The sequence below is a fragment of the Mesorhizobium sp. M1396 genome, assembly GCF_040317725.1.
Taxonomy (GTDB): Bacteria; Pseudomonadota; Alphaproteobacteria; order Rhizobiales; family Rhizobiaceae; genus Mesorhizobium.
The window spans coordinates 135,112-154,639 of sequence record NZ_JAMYLA010000005.1 but is presented as its reverse complement, the minus strand read 5'-3'; the positions used below and the strand labels follow the sequence as shown (position 1 = coordinate 154,639).

Genomic DNA, 19,528 nt, shown 5'->3' with positions numbered 1-19,528 from the left:
TCTGTTCCGGGTCGGGATCTTGCTTTAGCGCGGAAACTCGAGCCCCATCTCGCGGTAGCGTTCGGGGTCGTCGCCCCAGTTCTCGCGCACCTTGACGAACAGGAACAGGTGCACCTTCTGTTCGAGGATACCGGCTATCTCCATGCGCGCCGCTTGGCCAATGGCGCGGATGGTCTCGCCCTTGTGGCCGAGCACGATCTTCTTCTGGCTGTCGCGCTCGACATAGATAGTCTGGTCGATGCGCACCGAGCCGTCCGGCTTCTCTTCCCATTTCTCGGTTTCGATATGCGAGGAATAGGGCAGTTCCTGATGCAGCCTGAGATAAAGTTTTTCGCGGGTGATCTCGGCGGCGAGCTGGCGCATCGGCAGATCCGAGATCTGGTCTTCCGGATAATACCAGGGGCCGGCCGGCAGAGCCTCGGCCAGATAATCGAGCACGTCCTTGCAACCGGAACCGGTCAGCGCCGAAACCATGAAGGTGCGCTTGAACGGCACCCTTTCGTTCGCCGCCGCCGACAAGGCCAGCAGCGCCTCGTGCTTGACGCGGTCGACCTTGTTGAGGATCAGCACCATCGGCTGGCGCACATCCTTCAGCCGTTCGAGGATGGCGTCCGCGTCGCCCCGTATACCGCGCTCGGCGTCGATCAAAAGCAGCACGATATCGGCGTCCTTGGCGCCACCCCAGGCGGTGGTCACCATCGCCGTATCGAGCCGCCGCTTCGGCTTGAAGATGCCGGGGGTGTCGACGAAAACGATCTGCGCATTGTCATGCGTGGCGATGCCACGCACGATGGCGCGGGTCGTCTGCACCTTGTGCGTGACGATCGACACCTTGGCGCCGACCAGCTGGTTGACCAGCGTCGACTTGCCCGCATTGGGCGCGCCGATCAGGGCGACGAAGCCGGAATGCGTGGGGGCAGCTTCCGTTGCCGGCTCTTCGGTAGCGGTCATGCCGCGCTCCCTTCTCTAGAGTGCCCCGCACCCTCCGTTTTCTGAGCCGATGCGGTGGCCCAGACGCCTTCGCGCAAAAGAAACGCCGAAGCCGCCGCTTCTTCGGCGGCCCTGCGCGAGCCGCCGGTGCCGCTAATCGGCGCAAAGCCGCGGACCTGCAAGGACACCGTGAAGATGGGTTGATGGTCCGGGCCTTCGCGCCTTTCGATCACATATTCGGGACGTGCATCGCTGGTCTTGGCAATCCATTCCTGCAAATCGGATTTCGGGTTGAGCGGCTTTGTCACCACCGTCCGCGAGCGCGGTTCCCAATAACGCAGGACAAACCGCCGCGCGGCCTCGATGCCGCCGTCGACGTAAACCGCGGCGATCAGAGCTTCGACCGCATCCGCCAGATAGTTTCCGCCCGAGCCGCGCGACCGCATCTTCAAGGCAGCGTCGGCCCGGACCAGGTCCTCGAGCTGCATTTCGACGCCGATCTCGGAGCATGTCTTCGCATCGACCAGCGCGTTGAAGCGCGGCGCGATTTCACCCTCAGGGGCGTCAGGGAACTTTTCGAAAAGCATATCGGCGACGACAAGCCCAAGCACGCGATCGCCAAGGAATTCCAGACGCTGATTGTTGCTAGCCGCCTTGACCGCACTGGAATGCGTCAAGGCGGTCTCAAGCAAGCGGATATCCTTGAAGACGTGGCCGGTCTTGGCCTTCACCAAACCGGCCAGTGTTTCGCCTGTCGGGCGCTTCAAAGCCATCAATTGACGAAGTGGAACAGGCGCGAAGCACGCATCAGCGACGGCCATTTCCAGATTTCGAGCGGGCTCGCCTTGCCGGCGATCGAGAAGAAAACAAGATTGGCGCGGCCAACCAGATTTTCCGCGGGAACGTAGCCGACGGTGAAACGGCTGTCGGCGGAATTGTCCCTGTTGTCACCCATCATGAAATAGTGGCCGGGCGGCACGTCGAATTCGCGCGTATTGTCGCCGATCGAGTTCGAATTCAAGTCGAGCGTGTCGTAGCTGACGCCGTTGGGCAAGGTCTCGCGATAGACGTCGATTGGGCGCGATTCCTCGGTGATGTCGGGATTGTCGATCTGGCCGGTTTTCACGCGCGGCACGCCCGCGCCGTTGATGAACAACTGGCCGTCCTTGACCTGGATCTTGTCGCCGGGCAGGCCGATGACGCGCTTGATGTAGTCGACGGACGGATCCGGCGGGAACTTGAACACCACCACATCGCCGCGCTTGGGCTCGGAGCCCCAGATGCGGCCCGAAAAGATGTCGGGGCCGAAAGGCAGCGAATAGCGCGAATAGCCGTAGGACCATTTGGTGACGAACAGATAATCACCTTCCAGAAGCGTCGGCCGCATCGATCCCGACGGGATCGAAAAAGGTTGGAACAACAGCGTGCGGATGACCAGGGCGAGCAAAAGCGCCTGCACGATGACGCTGACGGTCTCGCCAAGCCCGCCGGATTTCTTCACAGTTTTTTCAGCCACGCTCATGTCGTCCTCGATTGTGCGTTGGATGGTATAGAGTCTCGGCGCGCGCTGGGCAACGTCATGCCGGTCGTCAGATGCAATCAATGTGGCGCTTCTTCGACGGGCAACGCCTCGATGATCACAAAGGCTTGTGCGAGCGGGAAATCATCCGTGATGGTGAGGTGGATTGCCGCCCGGTGGCCCTTTGGCAGGATTTTGGCCAGCCGCGCCTGTGCCCCTCCGGTCAGCGCCATGGTCGGTGCGCCGCTGGGCAGGTTGACGACACCCATGTCGCGCCAGAAGACCCCCTGCGCCAGACCGGTGCCCAGCGCCTTGGCGCAGGCCTCCTTGGCGGCGAAGCGCTTGGCGTAGGACGCCGCACGCGCCCGGCGGTTCTCGGAGCGGGCCTGTTCGACCTCGGTGTAGATTCTCTGGATGAAGCGCTGGCCGTGACGTTCCAGCGACTTCTCGATGCGTCTGATATCGATCAGGTCGCTGCCGATGCCGATGATCATCGTGCGGCGGAACCGATGCTCGCGCTAGGATGAGACGATTGCTGATGCCGGCTTGCGCGCTCGGCCAGGCGCTTGCGCCGCTGCTCGCGGAAAGCGTTCATGCCCCAACGCGTGATGCCATAGAACAGCAGTCCGAACACTAGCCCGAGCGGAACCGCGCCGATCAGCATCGGCTCAAGGATAGGTTTCCACAATTGCGCGAAGGACAGGTTGTGCAGCATCTCGCCCAAATGCGCCGGCGGCCCGTGCCGCGGCAGGCGGTCATGCAGGATGAGCTTGCCTGTTTGCCAGGAGGCGCCCCACAGCAGAGGAAATGTCAACGGATTGCCGAAGAACACCGCGCCGAGTGCCGCCGCGACCAGATTGCCGGCAATCACCCAGCACAGGACGGCGGCGATGATGAAATGGAAGCCGACGGGAAAGAACGAAGCGAAGACGCCGGCAGCGACGCCGGCCGCCACCGCGTGCGGTGTGGCCTTCAGCCGCAGGATGCGTTTGGAAAAATACTGAAGCGAGCGCGAAAACGAGCGGCGCGGCCAAAGGTAGGTGCGCACCCGCTCGAAAAGGCCATCAGGCTTGCGGCGTCGAAAAAGCACTCTGTTCCCGTTCCACAGCTTCCGTGCCGGCACTTTCAGCCGGACGTGACAGCCACATATTGCGCTTGACGATCACCCTATGGCAATCGCAACCTTGATATAGCGACGCGCTGGCGGGAGAACAACCAAACACCGTCCGTGCGGTGCGCGCTTGTTGCCGCCTTCGCGATGGCAGTACTTGCTTCGAACATTGGACAATCGCGGCGAATTTAAGGAACCGGCGGTCGGATCTCCGAAAGGCGCAGCGTCGCCGGCGGCTACGGCAGGTATTCGCTGACTTCGACTAGGTTGCCGTCCGGGTCGCGGAAATAGACCGACATCATCGGTCCTCGGGCCCCGACACGTTCGACCGGACCGAGTTCCACCACCACACCATTGGCCGCAAGGCGGGTGCTGACTTCGCCCAGCGGCCGGTCGGCGATCAGGCAGAAGTCCCCCGAGCCCGGCGTCGGCGCCTTGGCCTTCGGCTCGAAGGTGCGGCCGACCTCATGCACATTGATCTTCTGGGTGCCAAAAGCCAACGCCGTCGGCCGGCCCGGCGTATCGATGCGTTCAAAGCCCAGCACGCGCTGATAAAAATCACAGGTCACTTCAAGCGAAGCCACCGTCAGCACGAAATGATCGATGCCGGCGATCATATCCAATTGCTTTCATGCATGTCGTTACTCCAAAACCGCTGCACACTTCTGGGCGACATGGATGGTCAGATGTTGCGGCTGCCGGGCTTGATCGGCGGGATGGCGGCCAGCTCCGGCGGCAGGCGATCGGCCGGATAGGCCGGAACCTCATATTCGGCGAGCGCGATCAGCGGCACGCCGACATCAGTCTTGCCGGCCGAACGGTCGATGATGCAGGCCGCGGCAACCACTTCGGCGCCAAGCTCGCGCAGGCACTCGATGGTCTCGCGGATCGACAGGCCCGTGGTGACGATGTCCTCAACGATGACGACACGCGAACCTCTGGCGATCTCGAAGCGGCGCAGGCGGAACTCGCCCCCTTCCCGCTCGACCCAGATCGCCGGCACGCCGAGGTGGCGCGACGTCTCGTAAGCCGGGATCAGCCCGCCGATCGCCGGGCCGACGACGTAGTCGATCTTGCCGGGCACGCCAGCGCGAATCTTCTCTGCCAGCGCCTTGCACAGAAGCTCGGTCTTGTCGGCATGCATGAACACGCGCGCCTTCTGTAGGAAGACCGGACTGCGCAGGCCCGAGGTCAAAATGAAATGCCCTTCCAGAACAGCACCGGCCTCGCGGAAAATCCCCAGCACTTCATCAGTGTTCATTGTTTGCTCCGTGGTGAATGGTGAATGGTGAATGGTGAATGGTGGCAGTGAGCACCTTCTTTCACTATTCACTATTCACTATTCACTATTCACTATTCACTATTCACCCGTTCACACGCCGTGCATCGCTGACGCTCGAATTGTCCTTGAGCTGCGACAGCAGCCGGTTGAGGTGCTTCAGATCCCAGACTTCGAGATCGATCAGCATTTCGGTGAAGTCGGGCGCGGTGCGCACCATCGACAGCGTGTGGATGTTGGCGTCGTTCGACGCAACCACCTGGGCGATATCGGCCAGCGAACCCGGCGCGTTGATGGCGGTGACCGAGACGCGCGCCGGAAAGCGCTCCTTGGTGCGCTCGTCAATGTCCCAGCGCACGTCGATCCAGCGCTCGGGCTGGTCGTCGAAGGCCTGCAGCGCCGGCGACTGGATCGGATAGATGGTGATGCCGGTGCCCGGCTGGACGATGCCGACGATTCGATCGCCAGGCACCGCGCCTTCCGGCGCGAAACGCACCGGCAGGTCGCCGCGCACGCCGCGGATCGGCACGGCGCCATCACGTGGCTGGTCCTTGTCCTTGCGCGCGGCGCGGCCCGGAATCTGGAACAGCATGCCGGCGGCATTGCGGATCTTCGACCAGCCCTCCTCGCGCGGCTTGGGTGCGGCCGTGGTGACGCGCTCATCCTTGTAGTCGGGGAATACCGCCTTCATGACGTCGGCGGAGGCAAGCTCGCCACGCCCGACCGAGGCCAGCACATCCTCGATGTCCTTGCGCGCCAGCCGGTGCAGCACCTGCTTGAGGCTCTCCTTGGTGAAAGTCTTGCCGGCGCGCTCGAAGGCGCGTTCCAGGATGCGGATGCCGAGACCCGAATATTGCTTGCGGATGGCGTTCTTGGTGGCACGGCGGATCGCCGAGCGCGCCTTGCCGGTGACGACGACCGATTCCCACGCCGCCGGCGGCACCTGTGCCTTGGAGCGGATGATCTCGACCTCGTCGCCGTTCTTCAGTTCCGTCATCAGCGGCATGATGCGGCCGTTGACCTTGGCACCGACGCAGGTGTCGCCGACATCGGTGTGCACGGCATAGGCAAAGTCGATCGGCGTCGCGCCGCGCGGCAGCGCAATCAGCATGCCTTTGGGTGTGAAGCAGAACACCTGGTCCTGGAACAGCTCCAGCTTGGTGTTTTCGAGGAAGTCCTCGGGATTGTCACCCTCGGCAAGCTGCTCGATGGTGCGCCGCAGCCAGGCGTAGGCGTTGGTCTCTTTGGAGATCGCATGGGCGGCACCGTTCGTCTTGCCGCCGGTATCCTTGTAGATCGAATGGGCGGCGACGCCGTATTCGGCGATCTTGTTCATCTCTCGGGTGCGGATCTGCAGCTCGACGCGCTGACGCGACGGCCCGACGATGGTGGTGTGGATCGATCGGTAGTCATTCTGCTTCGGCGTCGAAATGTAATCCTTGAAGCGGCCCGGCACCATCGACCATGTGGTGTGGATGGCGCCAAGCGCGCGGTAGCAGTCCTCGATGGTGTCGACGACGACGCGGAAGCCGAAAATGTCGGACAGCTGCTCGAAGGACAGCGCCTTGGCCTCCATCTTCCGGAATACCGACCACGGCTTCTTCTGGCGGCTTTTCACGCTGGCATTGATCGCATGCTTCTCGAACAGCGCCGACAGCGCCTTCTCGATCTCGGACAGCACATCCTTGTTGCGCTCGAAGATTTCGGCGAGCCGGGCGGTGACGGCGCGATAGGCCTCCGGATTGATGAAGCGGAATGCGATCTCCTCGAGCTCTTCGCGCATGCCTTGCATGCCCATGCGCCCGGCCAGCGGCGCATAGATGTCCATCGTCTCCTCGGCGATGCGCAGGCGCTTGGCCTCCGGCATATGGTCGAGGGTTCGCATGTTGTGCAGGCGGTCGGCGAGCTTGACCAAAAGCACGCGGACGTCTTCCGAAATCGCCAGCAGAAGTTTGCGCAGGTTTTCCGCCTGCTCGGCCTTCTTCGACACGAGGTCGAGCTTCTTGAGCTTGGTCAGTCCCTCGACCAGCTTGCCCATTTCGGGCCCGAACAGCTCGTCAATTTCGGCCCGCGTCGCCGTGGTGTCCTCGATCGTGTCGTGCAGCAGGGCGACCGCGATCGTCGCTTCGTCCATGTGCATTTCGGTGAGGATGGCTGCGACTTCGAGCGGATGCGAGAAATAGGGATCGCCGGAAGCGCGTTTCTGGTGGCCATGCTTCTGCATGGCATAGACATAGGCCTTGTTGAGCAACGCCTCGTTGACGTCAGGCTTGTAGCGCTGGACGCGCTCGACAAGCTCATACTGACGCATCATGGGCGGAATCTCGCGGTGCTGAAATGAATCATGCGCCGCACGGCTGTACGGCGCATGTCCGGTACCAACTGTCGCAAATACCAGATTAATGCATTATGCCAAGCGCGGCCCAAACCTGCATCTGGTATTTGCGACAGTTGGTACTAGATAGCCACGAAACTGCCGATACGGAAGTGCTGAAGATTGTTCCAGCGACCTCCGGACCCGAGATCGCTTAGTAGTCGTCGCTCTTTTCCGGCGGCACCAGACCCTCGATGCCGGCCAGGAGGTCTTCCTCGGTCATCCGGTCGAAGGTGATGTTCTCCTCGGCGTCATCGGCGTCGGTGGCCGCAACGGCGGCGCCGGTCTGATCGGCGATCGCCTCGCCATCGGCCTCGGGCTCGTCGACCTCGACATGCTTCTGCAGCGAATGGATCAGATCTTCCTTGAGGTCGTCGGGCGACAACGTTTCATCGGCGATCTCGCGCAGCGCCACGACCGGATTCTTGTCGTTGTCACGCGGCACGGTGATCGGCGCGCCCTGGCTGATCTGCCGGGCGCGGTGGCCGGCCAAGAGCACCAGCTCGAAGCGGTTGTCGACCTTGTCGATGCAATCTTCAACGGTTACGCGGGCCATGGATGCCCCTTTCATGCGATGGATTTGATGGAAAACAGGCGCGGTCCATAACCCGAACGTCGCCAAAATACAAGCATCATAGCAATGGCGGGGCTGCAGGGCGCTCAATCCTTGGTTCGAACACCCGATTTGGCAAAACCTGTCTGTACTTATGCGTTCGGCGTCCCGATCACAATTGCTTGCAACGCCGCAACACGCCCTTGGATTGCCGCGAAACTGGCGCTATCTCGGATAGCGTAGAGGTCAGCCGGTTTATTATGAGCCTGACCGAACGTCGCTATCGCATTTCGTTTAGACGGCCGTTTATTTCGAGAAGGAATAATTTTCCATGTTCGACCCTCGTGAAAAAATCGCCCTATTCATCGACGGCGCCAATCTCTATGCGACGTCGCGCGCGCTCGGCTTCGACATCGACTACCGCAAGCTTCTGGCGAGCTTCCAGAAGCGTGGCTATCTGCTGCGCGCCTATTATTACACGGCGCTGGTCGAGGATCAGGAATACTCCTCGATCCGTCCGCTGATCGACTGGCTCGACTATAACGGCTACAAGGTGGTCACCAAGCCAGCCAAGGAATTCACCGACTCGACCGGCCGCCGCAAGATCAAGGGCAATATGGACATCGAGCTCACGGTCGATGCGCTGGAACTTGCCGATGTCGTCGACCACTACGTCATCTTTTCCGGCGACGGCGACTTCCGCACGCTGGTCGAGGCGCTGCAGCGGCGTGGCCGCAAGGTGTCGATCGTCTCGACCATGGCCTCCCAGCCGCCGATGATCTCCGACGATCTGCGCCGTCAGGCCGACCATTTCATCGACCTGACAACGCTGAAGAACGAGGTCGGCCGCGATCCGTCCGAGCGGCCGGTGCGCCGGCCCGAGCCGGCCGAAGTCGATGAGGACGACTACTGAGGCCGGTCGTCTTGACCGCCCTTTCCGCCTCCGAACCCGGCCGCGATTGCCCGCTCTGCCCGCGGCTGCATGATTTCATCGCCGAGTGGCGGCAGCGCGAACCATCATGGTTCAATGCGCCGGTGCCGACTTTCCTGCCCCCCGAAGGTGACGCCGCGGTTCAATTGCTGATCGTCGGGTTGGCGCCCGGCCTGCGCGGCGCCAACCGCACAGGGCGTCCCTTCACCGGCGACTTTGCCGGCGACCTGCTCTACTCGACGTTGATTTCGCACGGTTTTGCGCGCGGTGAGTTCAAGGCGCGGCCAGATGACGGGCTGGAGCTGGTCGGCACGGCGATCACCAACGCGGTGCGCTGCGTGCCGCCGGAAAACAAACCTGTAGGCGCCGAGATCGCCACGTGCCGGACGTTCCTGGTGCCGACGATCGCCCGGTTTCATAACCTGCGCGCCGTGCTGGCACTGGGATCGATCGCGCACCAGTCGACCGTACGGGCGCTCGGCGGGCGCGTCGCCGCCTATCCGTTCAAGCATGGCGGACAGCTACCGGCCGGGGACATCACGCTGTTTTCGAGCTATCACTGCTCACGCTACAACACCAATACCGGGGTGCTGACCGAAGCGATGTTCGTCAGGGTGTTCAGCGAGATAGCGATGTTTTTGCAGAAATAGAGGATGTTTCTGCGGGAACAGAGTTGGGTGCCGGCAGACTGTCAGCGTGGCGGCGCAGACAGCGCATTCAACACCGCCGGCCCGCCCTGCAGCACATTCAGGTCGACATCGCCGTTGATGCCGTCGACGCGGCCCCTGTTGTGGTACTGCCAGTAGACCCAGTCGCCACGGTCCGGCTCCAGGAGCAATGAGCGAAGCCAGAGCGGACGGGCAGCGATGCGCCCGGCATAGGCCTCCGCTGCCTCATCGGTCAGATAGACAATCGCGGGCTTGCCGAACGCCGCCTCGACTGGAGCGAGGAACGCGGCCAGTTCGGCGCTCAGTTGCTCGGGCGTTGGCCGCTGCGGACAATTGCCGCCGAACTCGATGTCGACAACCGGCGGCAGCAGCGGCTGATCGTGCGGCACCACCGAGATGAAATTCTTCGCCTGGTCGGCACCTGGCCGGCAGAAGGTGAAGAAATGATAGGCGCCGACGGCGAGACCGGCCGCGCGGGCCTCTTCCAGATTCCTCGCGAAGGCATCGTCGACATGATCGCCGCCTTCGGTTGCCTTGATGACAGCGAAAGCGACATCGTCGGCGGCAACACGCCGCCAATCGATCCAGCCCTGATGATGGGAGACGTCGATGCCCCTGACCGGATATTTATCGCGGTCCGGCGAGAATGTGCTGAAATAGAGATAGCCGCCTGCCGCGACGAAACACACCAAGACCAGGCTGGCCAAACCAAAGAGGACAATTCGGTTCTTCAAACGAATGGCCCCAGCCTACCTACGCTGTTTTACCTATCCACGCTCTTTTAAGAGCCGACCCTTCTCACGCGACCAGTCGCGCTGCTTCTCGGATTCGCGCTTATCGTGCAGCTTCTTGCCGCGACCGACGGCGAGCAGCAGCTTGGCGCGGCCCTGATCGTTGAAATAGATTTTTAGCGGCACCAGCGTCATGCCTTCGCGGTCGACGCTTTGCGACAGTTTCGCCATTTCGCGCTTGTTGAGCAGCAGCTTGCGGCGCCGGCGCGGCTCGTGGTTGAACCGGTTGGCCTGCAGATATTCCGGCAGATAGGAATTGATCAGCCAGATCTCGCCGCCCTCGACCGAGGCATAGCTGTCCTGGATGTTGGCCTGGCCCTGGCGCAGCGACTTGACCTCGGTGCCGGTCAGCACCAAGCCGGCCTCGACCGTGTCGAGCACCTCGTAGGAAAACCGCGCCTTGCGGTTTTCCGAAACGGTCTTGTTGTTGGGATCGGCTTTTCTGACTTGATTCATGATGTGGAGAGGTGGCGCCTCATCGCTAATTAATCAAGCCGGCGTGCTTCATGGCCGCGTCGATCTTCTCGGCGGTCGACTGTTCGACCGTGACCAGCGGCGAGCGCAGCACATTCTCGACCTTGCCCAGCTGCGACAGCGCATATTTGGCGCCGGAAACGCCGGGCTCGATGAAGATCGCCTTGTGCAGCGGCAGCAGACGATCCTGCAAGTCCAGCGCCTTGGTGCTGTCGCCGGACAGGGTCGCCTCCTGGAATTCTGCACACAGCCGTGGCGCGACATTCGAGGTCACCGAGATGCAGCCGACGCCGCCATGTGCATTGAAACCAAGCGCCGAAGCATCCTCGCCCGAAAGCTGGATGAAATCCTTGCCACATGTCGCGCGCTGCTCGGAGACCCGTTCGACCTTGCCGGTCGCATCCTTGACGCCGACAATGTTCTTGAAGTCGTGCGCGAGCCGGCCCATCGTCTCGGGCATCATGTCGATCACCGAGCGCGGCGGGATGTTGTAGATGATGATCGGCAGCTTGGTCGCCCTGGCGACAGCCGCGAAGTGCTCGTACAAGCCGCGTTGTGTCGGCTTGTTGTAATAGGGCGTGACGACCAGGGCGGCATCGGCGCCGGCCTTCTCGGCATATTGCACCAGGCCAACGGCTTCCTCGGTGTTGTTGGAACCGGCGCCGGCAACGACCGGAACGCGTCCCTTGGCAACCTCGATGCACACCTTGACCACTTGGCGATGCTCGTCATGCGACAGCGTCGGCGACTCGCCGGTCGTGCCCACGGGAACCAGTCCTGTCGTGCCCTCCGCGAGTTGCCATTCGACGAACGCGCGAAAGGCTTTCTCGTCGAAACGCCCGCTCTTTTCGAACGGTGTCACGAGCGCGGTAAGCGAGCCTCTCAGCATGTCGTCCAACTCCTTGGGACTTCTTTGTTTATGCAGGCCACCGTCCCAAAACCGGTATCCAGTTTTTGGGCGACATGCATCGGTGTTTTGTCGTGCGCGCCTTCTAGCCGAAAGCGAAGCGGCGCACCATAGTCTCGACATTGTTGCGCGGCAAGCATTGCCATGGTGCCAGCAAGCGCAATTCGAACGGCCTCGCTAACTCTTTGTTTACGGGCTCTTCACGACCTAAGTTTAGGCTTCGAGCTTCTCGGCGTACGGTAATATGCCAGGACAAGGAAAGACATAGAGATCATGCCGGGCAGTCGGCCTCACCTCTTCGCGCTGCTTGGCGCCACGCTCGCGCTGATGCCGGGCATGGCAATCGGCGGCAGCGTCGATGTGCGGGTCACTTCGGCCATTCCGTTGCCGGGCTCGGCCATTCCGATGCGGGGCCTACGGGACAAAGCGCAAGAAGATGCCTCACCCGGCGTCGCCCTGTTGAAGAGCGGGCTGGACGCGCTGGCGGCTGGCGATAGTCCCCGCGCCCGTGCGGTGCGCGATGCGCTTCCCGCTCATTCGCTCGACCAGCACATCCTCGCCTGGGCGATCGCGCTTTATGGCGGTGACAAGGTTCCGAGCGGCGACATTGCCGCCGCTGCGAAGATGCTGCCGAATTGGCCGGGCACCGTCGCCCTGCGCAAGAACAGCGAGCGCGCGCTCTATCGCGAGAACCCCGCCCCCGACATCGTCGTTGCGGCATTCGACGGCAGCCAGCCGCAGACATTCGAAGGCGTGACGGTGCTTGCCCGCGCCTATGTGGCGTCGGGCAACGTCAAGGCTGCGCGTTCGGTGCTGTCGCCATTCTGGCGCACCGCGATCCTGGAGGCCAAGGACGAGACGGCGCTGATCAAGGAGTTCGGCGGCCTGATCCCCACCGCCGACCACCGTTTTCGCATGGAGCGCATGTTCTATGCCGACCGCGCGAATTCCGCGCTGCGTGTTGCCGGCCTCGCCGGTGCCCAGCAGCTTGCGGACGCCTGGGCAGCGGCCGACAAAGGCGACAAGAACACCGCCAAACTGCTGAAAGCGGTGCCGGCGGCACAACGTTCGGCTGGATATTTCTTCGCGCAAGCCGAATATCTGCGCAGGCAAGAGGATTTTACCGGCGCCGCGGCCATTGTGATGCAGGCACCGACCGACCGCGAAGCTCTGGTCGATCCGGATGCCTGGTGGGTCGAGCGCCGAGTGCTGTCGCGCGAACTGGTCGACCAGGGCGACATGAAGACGGCCTACCGGATCGTCGCCACACACGCCGCCGAAAGTGCCACCAATGCCGCGGATGCTGAATTCCATGCCGGCTGGTACGCGCTGCGCGGCCTGAACGACCCAAAAACCGCGGCAACGCATTTCGCGCGCATCGCCGACCTTGCCCAAGGGCCGATGACGCTGTCGCGTGCCTATTACTGGCTCGGCCGCGCGGCGGAAGTCGGCGGCCCGGGCAACGCGAAGGACTATTTTGGACGCGCCGCTGCCTACGGCACGACATTTTACGGCCAGCTAGCCGCCGAGCGGGTCGGCCGGCAGGCGCTGAACATCGTCTATCCCTCGCCAAGTGCCGCCGACCGGCAGAATTTTGCCGGCCGTGAGGCCGTCAGCGCCATCAAGCGGCTGCAAGAAGCGGGCTACGACCGCTATGCCGAGACGCTTTATCGCGATCTTGCCGGACAGTTGACCAGTCCGGGCGAGCTGGCGCTGCTGGCTGTCCTGGCGGAAAAGCAGGGCAACCACTTCATGGCGCTGAAAATCGGCAAGATCGCCGGCGCGCGTGGCATCGATGTCGGCGCGCTGTCGCATCCGCTCGGCGTCATTCCTGATTCGGCCGACATTTCGGGCTCGGGCAAGGCGCTGGCCTATGCGATCGCCCGCCAGGAAAGCGAGTTCAACATCGGCGCCGTGTCCAGCGCAGGCGCGCGCGGGCTGCTGCAGCTGATGCCGGGCACCGCGAAGCAATTGGCGAAGAAGGCCGGATTGCAGTTTTCGCAGACACGACTAACCACCGACGCCGGCTATAACGCGACGCTCGGTTCCGCCTTCCTCGGCGAGCAGCTCGATCGCTTCAACGGCTCCTACGTACTGACCTTCGCCGGCTACAATGCCGGCCCCAACCGGGCCAGCCAGTGGGTGGCCAGATACGGTGACCCACGCGGCAAGGACATCGATGCGGTCGTCGACTGGATCGAGCGGATTCCCTACACGGAAACAAGAAGTTACGTCCAGCGCGTGATGGAGAATTACGAGGTCTACAAGATGCGTATTTCGGGCAAATACGACATCGTGGGCGATCTGGTGAACGGGCGGAGCTGAAGACCCGATAAAGCGCTTCGCCAAAGCTGGCGATCTCCCTCCTTGCGGGGGAGATGTCCGGCAGGACAGAGGGGGGTGTGAAGGATCGCCGGCTTTCGAGTGGCTCACCTCTACTGGCAATGGGCGCCAGTGAATTGGTTTGACAGGCCGAGGGGCAGCACCCCCTCTGCCTTGCCAGGCATCTCCCCGCAAGGGAGAGATCGGCAACTTCAGCGTCGAGCCTTCCGATTTGACCACTCCCGCACTCGGCTGTAGCAGTCGCTGACGCACCAGCGGGAGAGACATCCAGATGTCGAGCAAGGAAGGCCTTTCCGACTTTTTCTATACCTCGACGGACGGGCTCCAGCTCCACGCACGTGTCTACGGCGAAGCAAGTCCCGGCCACTGGCCGGTCGTCTGCCTGCCGGGCCTGACCCGCAATGCCCGGGATTTTCATGAGCTGGCGCTCTATCTGTCGACGCATGCGGCAAATCCGCGAAAGGTCATTGCCTTCGACTATCGCGGGCGCGGGCAATCCGCCTACGACCCCGATATCAGCCACTATAATGTCGGTGTCGAGGCCGGCGACGTCCTTGCCGGGCTGGCGGCGCTGAACATCGAAGACGCAGCCTTCATCGGGACGTCGCGCGGCGGGCTGATCATCCATGTGCTCGGGATGATGCGGCCGGCTGTCCTGAAAGCCATTATTTTCAACGACATCGGACCGGTGATCGAGGTGGCTGGGCTTGCCCATATCCAGTCTTATCTCGAGCGCGACCCGATACCGAAAACCCGCGCACAGGCGGCTGCCGCCCAGCGCGGCGTGCACGGCAAGGACTTCTCCGCCCTTGCGGGGCCGGATTGGGATCGGATGGTCTGGGCTCTCTACCGTGAAACGGACGGTGGCCTGGTGCCGGATTTCGACCCGAAGCTGGTCGACACCGTTGCCAGTCTCGACCTGGCGCAGCCGCCGCCTGTTCTATGGCCGCAATTCGAGGCGTTGGCAGCCATTCCCTTGCTCGCCATTCGCGGCGCCAATTCGAGACTGCTGTCCATAGACACCCTGCAACAGATGAGAGAGCGCCATTCCATGATGGAAGCGTTCACGGTCGTGGGCCAGGGCCACGCGCCATTCCTTGAGACTGGTAGCCTGCCCAACGACATCGCAGGTTTTCTTGAACGCGCCGAGCGGCGGAACAGCCTGAAGTAGATCCCAAGACCAAACGAGGTCCTGGGATTGCCACATAGTATAGGTCGGGCTCGCCAGCCTACTTGGCTTTTGAACTTTTCCTGGGCGCTTTCTGCGATTCCTTTGCCGCGGTGGCCTCGTTCACTTGTTTCCGCTCTGCCTTCGGCGACGAAGGCGTCGTCACGGGCGATGAAAACATGGAGCCTTGCGCGCAGTTGCCAGCCGGCTGGCACGATCGAGGCGTTTCCAGCACGATGACGCAGCCATCGAGATCGTTGGTGGCCAGATGCGCGTAGCGCATGGTCATCGACAGTGTCTGGTGGCCGAGCCACATCTGCACGCGTCTGATATCGATGCCGCCTTGGACAAGACGCGAGGCGCAGGTGTGGCGCAGGATGTGCGGCACCACCTGGTCGTCGGCGCCGAGGCCGACTTCGGCCTTCGCGTCGTTCCAGATGGCACGGAACTGTGCCTGGCTGAGCTTGGTGAACGGTCCCTTGGGCCGGCGGCCTTCGGCGGGCGGCAGCTTGATGACCTCCTTGACCCGCTCGGTCATCGGAATGGTGCGGCTGCGGCCGGATTTGGTGATCCAGAAACTGACGCGATGCTCCTGGATGTCATTCCAGATCAGCCCGAGCGCCTCACCGAGACGGCATCCGCTATCGACCAGGAAGACCGAAAGCCTGTAGGCGTCCTCGCTGCGGCTCTTGATGGCGGCGAACAGCCTGGCCTCTTCGTCCCTCTCGAGGAAGCGAATCCGTCCCGCCCGCTCTTTCTGGCGGCGGAACTCGGGCAGGCTGTGGATATCCCCCATCTTGTGAGCCTTGCGCAGCAGTTTGCTGAGAGCAGCCATCTTTCGATTGATGGTTGCGTTGCTGTTGCCGCGCTGGCGCAAGGTGCCGATGAGATTGTCCAGGGTACTCTGGTCAAAGGCGCTGAACCGCTCCCCAAGGAGAAGCTCATCTATCTCGCCGATGAATGAGCTGACATTATATTTATGCCGCCCATCATCCCAAAGTATATCCCGATATGCTGAAAACAGCTCTCCGACCCTATACGATTTTACTTCTCTGATCTTATTGTAACTGTATCGTATCGTCGAATTTTGAGAAGAAAACATCGTAAAATGATCAGAGGGCCCACCCTCTTGAATCGCTTCGTTTGTCATTATTTGCCACACCCCCGAGTGGATAGATTCAGCCCTATCCGTTTGGAGGCGTCCTTTCAAGAGTTTAAAATCGTGCGGCTGATTTCATCCGCCGGGCGGCGGATCCCACGAAATCATTCCTCGGATTTTATTCAGCTACCGAATCCCCCTTTTCCTTCTGTCTGACCAAGCCCAGTCACGAAACAAAAACAGCCCGGGCGTAGAAGCGCCCGGGCTGGATTTCACTTGTAAGGAACCAGCCCTTAGAACGAGCGCTGGAAGCGGAGGATGCCGCCGACGCCGTCGCTGCTGTCGTGCCAGTCGCTGTCAGCCTTGTTGAAGTAGTCAACTTCGGCCGTGACCGTGAGGCCGGGGACGATGTCGTAGGCAACGTTGGCAGCCAGACCAAAGGTCTTGCCTTCGTCATACTGCGCCTGGACGTTGAACGAGGTCTTCTCGTTGATCTTGTAGGTGCCGCCACCCCAGATCGCCCAGTTGCCATCCCACAGCTTGAAGAAGTTGTAGTCGGCATTGCTGTCCGAGCCGTAGCCGCCGATGATGAACAGCGACAGGGCGTCGGAGGCATTGACGTCCAAGCGGACCTTGCCCGCGACTTCTTCGTAGTTGCTGTCATAGGCGATAACGCCCGTGATCGCACCCCAGCCCTGCGTGTACTTCACGCCGCCGACGACATGCGGAACGTAGCTGTCGATCGTGTCGGCGCCAGCGCCCTCTTCGAGCGAGACCACGGCCGAGAAGCCGTTGCCAGCGTCGAAATAGTACTGGATGACGTTGGTGTCGAACGAGCCGTAAGGAACCAGCGTATCGTCGATGACGTTGCCGGCATAGCCGATGAACGTGTCGAAGGCCGATTCGTCCTTACCGACGCGCAGGCCACCAAGCTGGATCCAGGCGAAGTTCAGCGAGACGCCTTTGTTGCCAGCCTGCCAGCCATCCGGGTTGTAGCCGACCGGGTAGACGCCATCCTGATCAGCGTAGTCGCCGCTGCTGTTGGCGAAATTGAAGCGGGTCTCGGAGTAGGTCTTCAAGGTGCCGAGTTCGGTTTCCTGGCCGGTCCAGGTCCTCAGGTTGAAGCGGGCCTGCTTGTAGTAGGTGTCGTTGTCGCCATCACCCATGTGGTCCGGAACGTTCTGCACGCCTTCGCGATCACCCACGCCGATGGTGTAGCGGATATAGCCGCCGATGCGCAGGCAGGTCTCGGTGCCGGGGATGTAGAAGTAGCCAGCGCCGTAGACGTCGCAGATCTTGACGTATTCAGCGGGTTCCGGCTCGGCGACGACGACGGCGTCGGCGGCGCGCGCACCGGAAACTGCGATCAGGGCCGCAGCGGAGCCGAGGAGAAGGCTCTTAATGTTCATTTTCTGACCTCCAGTCAGAATCGAACAAAACAGCGGTGTTTCGGGAGCATTTTGGCGCCGAATCGCGCGGCGATGACAGTGGGATATCCAGCTATCAGCCTGTTTTAATGAAGTAATTTTCGGAAGCCCTTCTTCAAGCAGGCAGAAGTGGCGGAGAGGATGGGATTCGAACCCACGAGAAGCTTTTGACCTCTACTCCCTTAGCAGGGGAGCGCCTTCGACCACTCGGCCACCTCTCCGTTGCGCCGCTGGATAGAGAAAAGCATCGGCACAATCAACAAACCCGCGTCACTATATGGAAAAGTCCGAGCGCGCCGAACATCGGCTTTTCCTCGGATGCGGCGGATCCGTGGCGATTCCCTGGCGGATGACTCGTGGTCTTGTCACGATTCCGTCGGCCGATCGCCGGATTCGGCGGTAAACAAGGGGTTGCGGCGGTCCGGATAGTTAACGAGAGCTTTCTAAGTGAGGCCAAATCGTGACGTTTCTGCAACACAGGCCGGGCATAGCAGCCGAATAGCCCTTTCGCCGGTACGATCGTGGTTGAACGCCGCCGCCTCATGGGTAATGTCGGTTTCGAGGAAGCGGCGCGGTGCGCATCTTTTTCGGTAGTGGGGATGGGGCAGGGAACGCTGTCCTTCAGCAAAGAATACCCAGACCCGTTTTTTAACTTTTGACTGGAGGTCAGAAAATGAACATTAAGAGCCTTCTCCTCGGCTCCGCTGCGGCCCTGATCGCAGTTTCCGGTGCGCGCGCCGCCGACGCCGTCGTCGTCGCCGAGCCGGAACCCGCTGAATACGTCAAGATCTGCGACGTCTACGGCGCTGGCTACTTCTACATCCCCGGCACCGAGACCTGCCTGCGCATCGGCGGCTATGTCCGCTACGACATTGGCGGCGGCGACGTCGGCTCGTTCGACGGCGCTCGCAGCTTCGATCACGAAGACGGTTCCGAAAACGACACCTGGTACAAGAATGCCCGCTTCACGCTGAAGACCTGGACCGGCCAGGAAACCGAGCTCGGCACCTTGAAGACCTACACCGAGACCCGCTGGAACTTCGGCAACCGCAACGGCTACGGCGCCTTCGACGCCGACGGCTTTCCCATTGGCAATACTGCCGGCAACAAGGGCACCTCGCTGAACTTCGCCTGGATCCAGCTCGGTGGCCTGCGCGTCGGTAAGGACGAATCGGCCTTCGATACGTTCATCGGCTACGCCGGCAACGTCATCCAGGATACGCTGGTTCCCTACGGCGATTTCGACACCAACGTCATCCAGTACTATTTCGACGCTGGCAACGGCTTCTCGGCCGTTCTCTCTCTCGAAGAAGGCTCGGGTGTCGTTGGCACCATCGACAGCTACGTTCCGCATGTCGTCGGCGGCGTGAAGTACACGCAGGGCTGGGGCGCCATCACCGGCGTCATTGCCTATGACAGCAACTACGAAGAAGTCGCCGGCAAGGTCCGCTTGGACGTGAACGTCAATGACGCCATACAGCTGTGGGTCATGGGCGGTTACGGCACCGACGACAACCTTGACGACGGCACCTATGCCATTCCGGCTGGCGGTCGCGGCTTCTACAAGCAGTGGGGCGGCAACTGGGCAGTGTGGGGCGGTGGCACCTACAAGTTCAACGAGAAGACCTCGTTCAACGCCCAGATTTCGTATGACGACTGGAAGAACCTCGGCGTCGCGGCGAACATCGCCTACGACATCGTTCCCGGCATGACGATCACGGCCGAAGTCGACTACCTCAATGCAGGCAAGTTCGACGACGCCGACTTCTCCAACTGGACTAATGCTGACAAGAAGAGCAGTGTCGGCGGCCTCCTCCGCTTCCAGCGCTCGTTCTAATAAATTTCGCTTCGGCGAAATTGAAAACCCGGCGGGCAACCGCCGGGTTTTTTGCATCGAAGACAGGCCTCGCGGCAACTTGCGCCCACCCACCCGGCGCGCTAGCAAGAAGCCCCC

The 19,528-nt window shown here is 61.7% G+C and carries 19 protein-coding genes and 1 tRNA gene; 5 read left to right on the top strand and 15 right to left on the bottom strand.

Annotated elements, in window-relative coordinates:
• Positions 1-24: 24 nt before the first annotated feature.
• The 9 genes from era to rpoZ all read right to left on the bottom strand — a co-directional run bounded on the left by era (position 25) and on the right by rpoZ (position 7,769).
• Entirely contained in the window at positions 25-951 is a 927-nt protein-coding gene (gene era, locus NKH02_RS05025; protein ID WP_126068544.1) for a GTPase Era, read from the bottom strand.
• Complete coding sequence (gene rnc, locus NKH02_RS05020) at positions 948-1,703, bottom strand: ribonuclease III (protein ID WP_352876805.1); 756 nt, start codon at positions 1,701-1,703, stop codon at positions 948-950. The genes era and rnc overlap by 4 nt, the downstream gene beginning before the upstream one ends.
• On the bottom strand, positions 1,703-2,452 hold the full coding sequence (gene lepB, locus NKH02_RS05015; protein ID WP_352876804.1) for a signal peptidase I: 750 nt from the start codon (positions 2,450-2,452) through the stop codon (positions 1,703-1,705). The genes rnc and lepB overlap by 1 nt, the downstream gene beginning before the upstream one ends.
• Positions 2,453-2,529: 77 nt before the next feature.
• Positions 2,530-2,943, bottom strand: coding sequence for a holo-ACP synthase (gene acpS, locus NKH02_RS05010; protein WP_352872693.1), 414 nt, complete (start codon positions 2,941-2,943; stop codon positions 2,530-2,532).
• Complete coding sequence (locus tag NKH02_RS05005; RefSeq protein WP_352872694.1) at positions 2,940-3,539, bottom strand: DUF2062 domain-containing protein; 600 nt, start codon at positions 3,537-3,539, stop codon at positions 2,940-2,942. Before NKH02_RS05005 ends, acpS begins: the two co-directional genes overlap by 4 nt.
• 257 nt (positions 3,540-3,796) lie before the next feature.
• Entirely contained in the window at positions 3,797-4,177 is a 381-nt protein-coding gene (locus NKH02_RS05000) for a VOC family protein (RefSeq protein ID WP_352876802.1), read from the bottom strand.
• A gap of 65 nt (positions 4,178-4,242) precedes the next feature.
• The gene (gene pyrE / locus NKH02_RS04995; RefSeq protein WP_352876800.1) at positions 4,243-4,821 is read right to left on the bottom strand and encodes an orotate phosphoribosyltransferase; all 579 of its coding nucleotides are present in this window, start codon (positions 4,819-4,821) and stop codon (positions 4,243-4,245) included.
• Positions 4,822-4,924: 103 nt separating this feature from the next.
• Positions 4,925-7,153 carry a RelA/SpoT family protein gene (locus NKH02_RS04990; RefSeq protein ID WP_352872700.1) on the bottom strand — a complete coding sequence of 743 codons (2,229 nt, stop codon included), beginning with the start codon at positions 7,151-7,153 and terminating at the stop codon, positions 4,925-4,927.
• A gap of 214 nt (positions 7,154-7,367) precedes the next feature.
• A complete protein-coding gene (rpoZ, locus tag NKH02_RS04985) occupies positions 7,368-7,769 on the bottom strand; it encodes a DNA-directed RNA polymerase subunit omega (protein ID WP_095086596.1) in 402 nt (133 codons plus the stop codon).
• 328 nt (positions 7,770-8,097) lie between these two features.
• On the opposite strand from rpoZ, the gene NKH02_RS04980 reads away from it, so the two are divergent.
• Together NKH02_RS04980 and NKH02_RS04975 are read left to right on the top strand one after the other, a co-directional pair.
• On the top strand, positions 8,098-8,679 hold the full coding sequence (locus tag NKH02_RS04980; protein WP_352872701.1) for a LabA-like NYN domain-containing protein: 582 nt from the start codon (positions 8,098-8,100) through the stop codon (positions 8,677-8,679).
• A gap of 11 nt (positions 8,680-8,690) precedes the next feature.
• Positions 8,691-9,347 carry a uracil-DNA glycosylase gene (locus tag NKH02_RS04975; RefSeq protein ID WP_352876798.1) on the top strand — a complete coding sequence of 219 codons (657 nt, stop codon included), beginning with the start codon at positions 8,691-8,693 and terminating at the stop codon, positions 9,345-9,347.
• Positions 9,348-9,388: 41 nt separating this feature from the next.
• Here NKH02_RS04975 and NKH02_RS04970 read toward each other — a convergent pair whose 3' ends face one another.
• Genes NKH02_RS04970 through dapA form a run of 3 tightly spaced genes read right to left on the bottom strand, consistent with a single transcriptional unit; the run spans position 9,389 to position 11,519 of the window.
• Positions 9,389-10,099 (bottom strand): glycoside hydrolase family 25 protein, encoded by a 711-nt coding sequence (locus NKH02_RS04970; protein WP_352876795.1) that lies wholly within the window; start codon positions 10,097-10,099, stop codon positions 9,389-9,391.
• A 33-nt stretch (positions 10,100-10,132) separates the two neighbouring features.
• Entirely contained in the window at positions 10,133-10,612 is a 480-nt protein-coding gene (gene smpB, locus NKH02_RS04965; protein WP_013532594.1) for an SsrA-binding protein SmpB, read from the bottom strand.
• 25 nt (positions 10,613-10,637) lie between these two features.
• Complete coding sequence (gene dapA, locus NKH02_RS04960) at positions 10,638-11,519, bottom strand: 4-hydroxy-tetrahydrodipicolinate synthase (protein WP_352876793.1); 882 nt, start codon at positions 11,517-11,519, stop codon at positions 10,638-10,640.
• A 291-nt stretch (positions 11,520-11,810) separates the two neighbouring features.
• Between dapA and NKH02_RS04955 the strand changes: the two genes are divergently transcribed.
• Together NKH02_RS04955 and NKH02_RS04950 are read left to right on the top strand one after the other, a co-directional pair.
• On the top strand, positions 11,811-13,862 hold the full coding sequence (locus NKH02_RS04955; RefSeq protein ID WP_352876792.1) for a lytic transglycosylase domain-containing protein: 2,052 nt from the start codon (positions 11,811-11,813) through the stop codon (positions 13,860-13,862).
• Between the two features lie 289 nt (positions 13,863-14,151).
• Entirely contained in the window at positions 14,152-15,051 is a 900-nt protein-coding gene (locus tag NKH02_RS04950) for an alpha/beta fold hydrolase (protein ID WP_352876790.1), read from the top strand.
• A 58-nt stretch (positions 15,052-15,109) separates the two neighbouring features.
• Here the strand turns inward: NKH02_RS04950 and NKH02_RS04945 are convergent, their stop codons facing one another.
• From NKH02_RS04945 to NKH02_RS04935, 3 genes are all read right to left on the bottom strand, one after another.
• Positions 15,110-16,198 (bottom strand): tyrosine-type recombinase/integrase, encoded by a 1,089-nt coding sequence (locus NKH02_RS04945; protein ID WP_352871941.1) that lies wholly within the window; start codon positions 16,196-16,198, stop codon positions 15,110-15,112.
• A 242-nt stretch (positions 16,199-16,440) separates the two neighbouring features.
• Positions 16,441-17,556: a porin gene (locus NKH02_RS04940; protein WP_352871943.1), complete on the bottom strand. Its 1,116-nt coding sequence runs from the start codon at positions 17,554-17,556 to the stop codon at positions 16,441-16,443.
• A gap of 148 nt (positions 17,557-17,704) precedes the next feature.
• Positions 17,705-17,795 (bottom strand) — tRNA-Ser (locus NKH02_RS04935).
• Between the two features lie 452 nt (positions 17,796-18,247).
• Between NKH02_RS04935 and NKH02_RS04930 the strand changes: the two genes are divergently transcribed.
• Entirely contained in the window at positions 18,248-19,411 is a 1,164-nt protein-coding gene (locus NKH02_RS04930; protein ID WP_352871945.1) for a porin, read from the top strand.
• Positions 19,412-19,528: the final 117 nt, after the last annotated feature.

Coding starts and splice junctions, on each gene's coding strand:
- era (WP_126068544.1), bottom strand. CDS start 951: ATGACCGCTACCGAAGAGCCGGCAACGGAAGCTGCCCCCACGCATTCC.
- rnc (WP_352876805.1), bottom strand. CDS start 1,703: ATGGCTTTGAAGCGCCCGACAGGCGAAACACTGGCCGGTTTGGTGAAG.
- lepB (WP_352876804.1), bottom strand. CDS start 2,452: ATGAGCGTGGCTGAAAAAACTGTGAAGAAATCCGGCGGGCTTGGCGAG.
- acpS (WP_352872693.1), bottom strand. CDS start 2,943: ATGATCATCGGCATCGGCAGCGACCTGATCGATATCAGACGCATCGAG.
- NKH02_RS05000 (WP_352876802.1), bottom strand. CDS start 4,177: ATGATCGCCGGCATCGATCATTTCGTGCTGACGGTGGCTTCGCTTGAA.
- pyrE (WP_352876800.1), bottom strand. CDS start 4,821: ATGAACACTGATGAAGTGCTGGGGATTTTCCGCGAGGCCGGTGCTGTT.
- NKH02_RS04990 (WP_352872700.1), bottom strand. CDS start 7,153: ATGATGCGTCAGTATGAGCTTGTCGAGCGCGTCCAGCGCTACAAGCCT.
- rpoZ (WP_095086596.1), bottom strand. CDS start 7,769: ATGGCCCGCGTAACCGTTGAAGATTGCATCGACAAGGTCGACAACCGC.
- NKH02_RS04980 (WP_352872701.1), top strand. CDS start 8,098: ATGTTCGACCCTCGTGAAAAAATCGCCCTATTCATCGACGGCGCCAAT.
- smpB (WP_013532594.1), bottom strand. CDS start 10,612: ATGAATCAAGTCAGAAAAGCCGATCCCAACAACAAGACCGTTTCGGAA.
- dapA (WP_352876793.1), bottom strand. CDS start 11,519: ATGCTGAGAGGCTCGCTTACCGCGCTCGTGACACCGTTCGAAAAGAGC.
- NKH02_RS04955 (WP_352876792.1), top strand. CDS start 11,811: ATGCCGGGCAGTCGGCCTCACCTCTTCGCGCTGCTTGGCGCCACGCTC.
- NKH02_RS04950 (WP_352876790.1), top strand. CDS start 14,152: ATGTCGAGCAAGGAAGGCCTTTCCGACTTTTTCTATACCTCGACGGAC.
- NKH02_RS04945 (WP_352871941.1), bottom strand. CDS start 16,198: ATGACAAACGAAGCGATTCAAGAGGGTGGGCCCTCTGATCATTTTACG.
- NKH02_RS04940 (WP_352871943.1), bottom strand. CDS start 17,556: ATGAACATTAAGAGCCTTCTCCTCGGCTCCGCTGCGGCCCTGATCGCA.
- NKH02_RS04930 (WP_352871945.1), top strand. CDS start 18,248: ATGAACATTAAGAGCCTTCTCCTCGGCTCCGCTGCGGCCCTGATCGCA.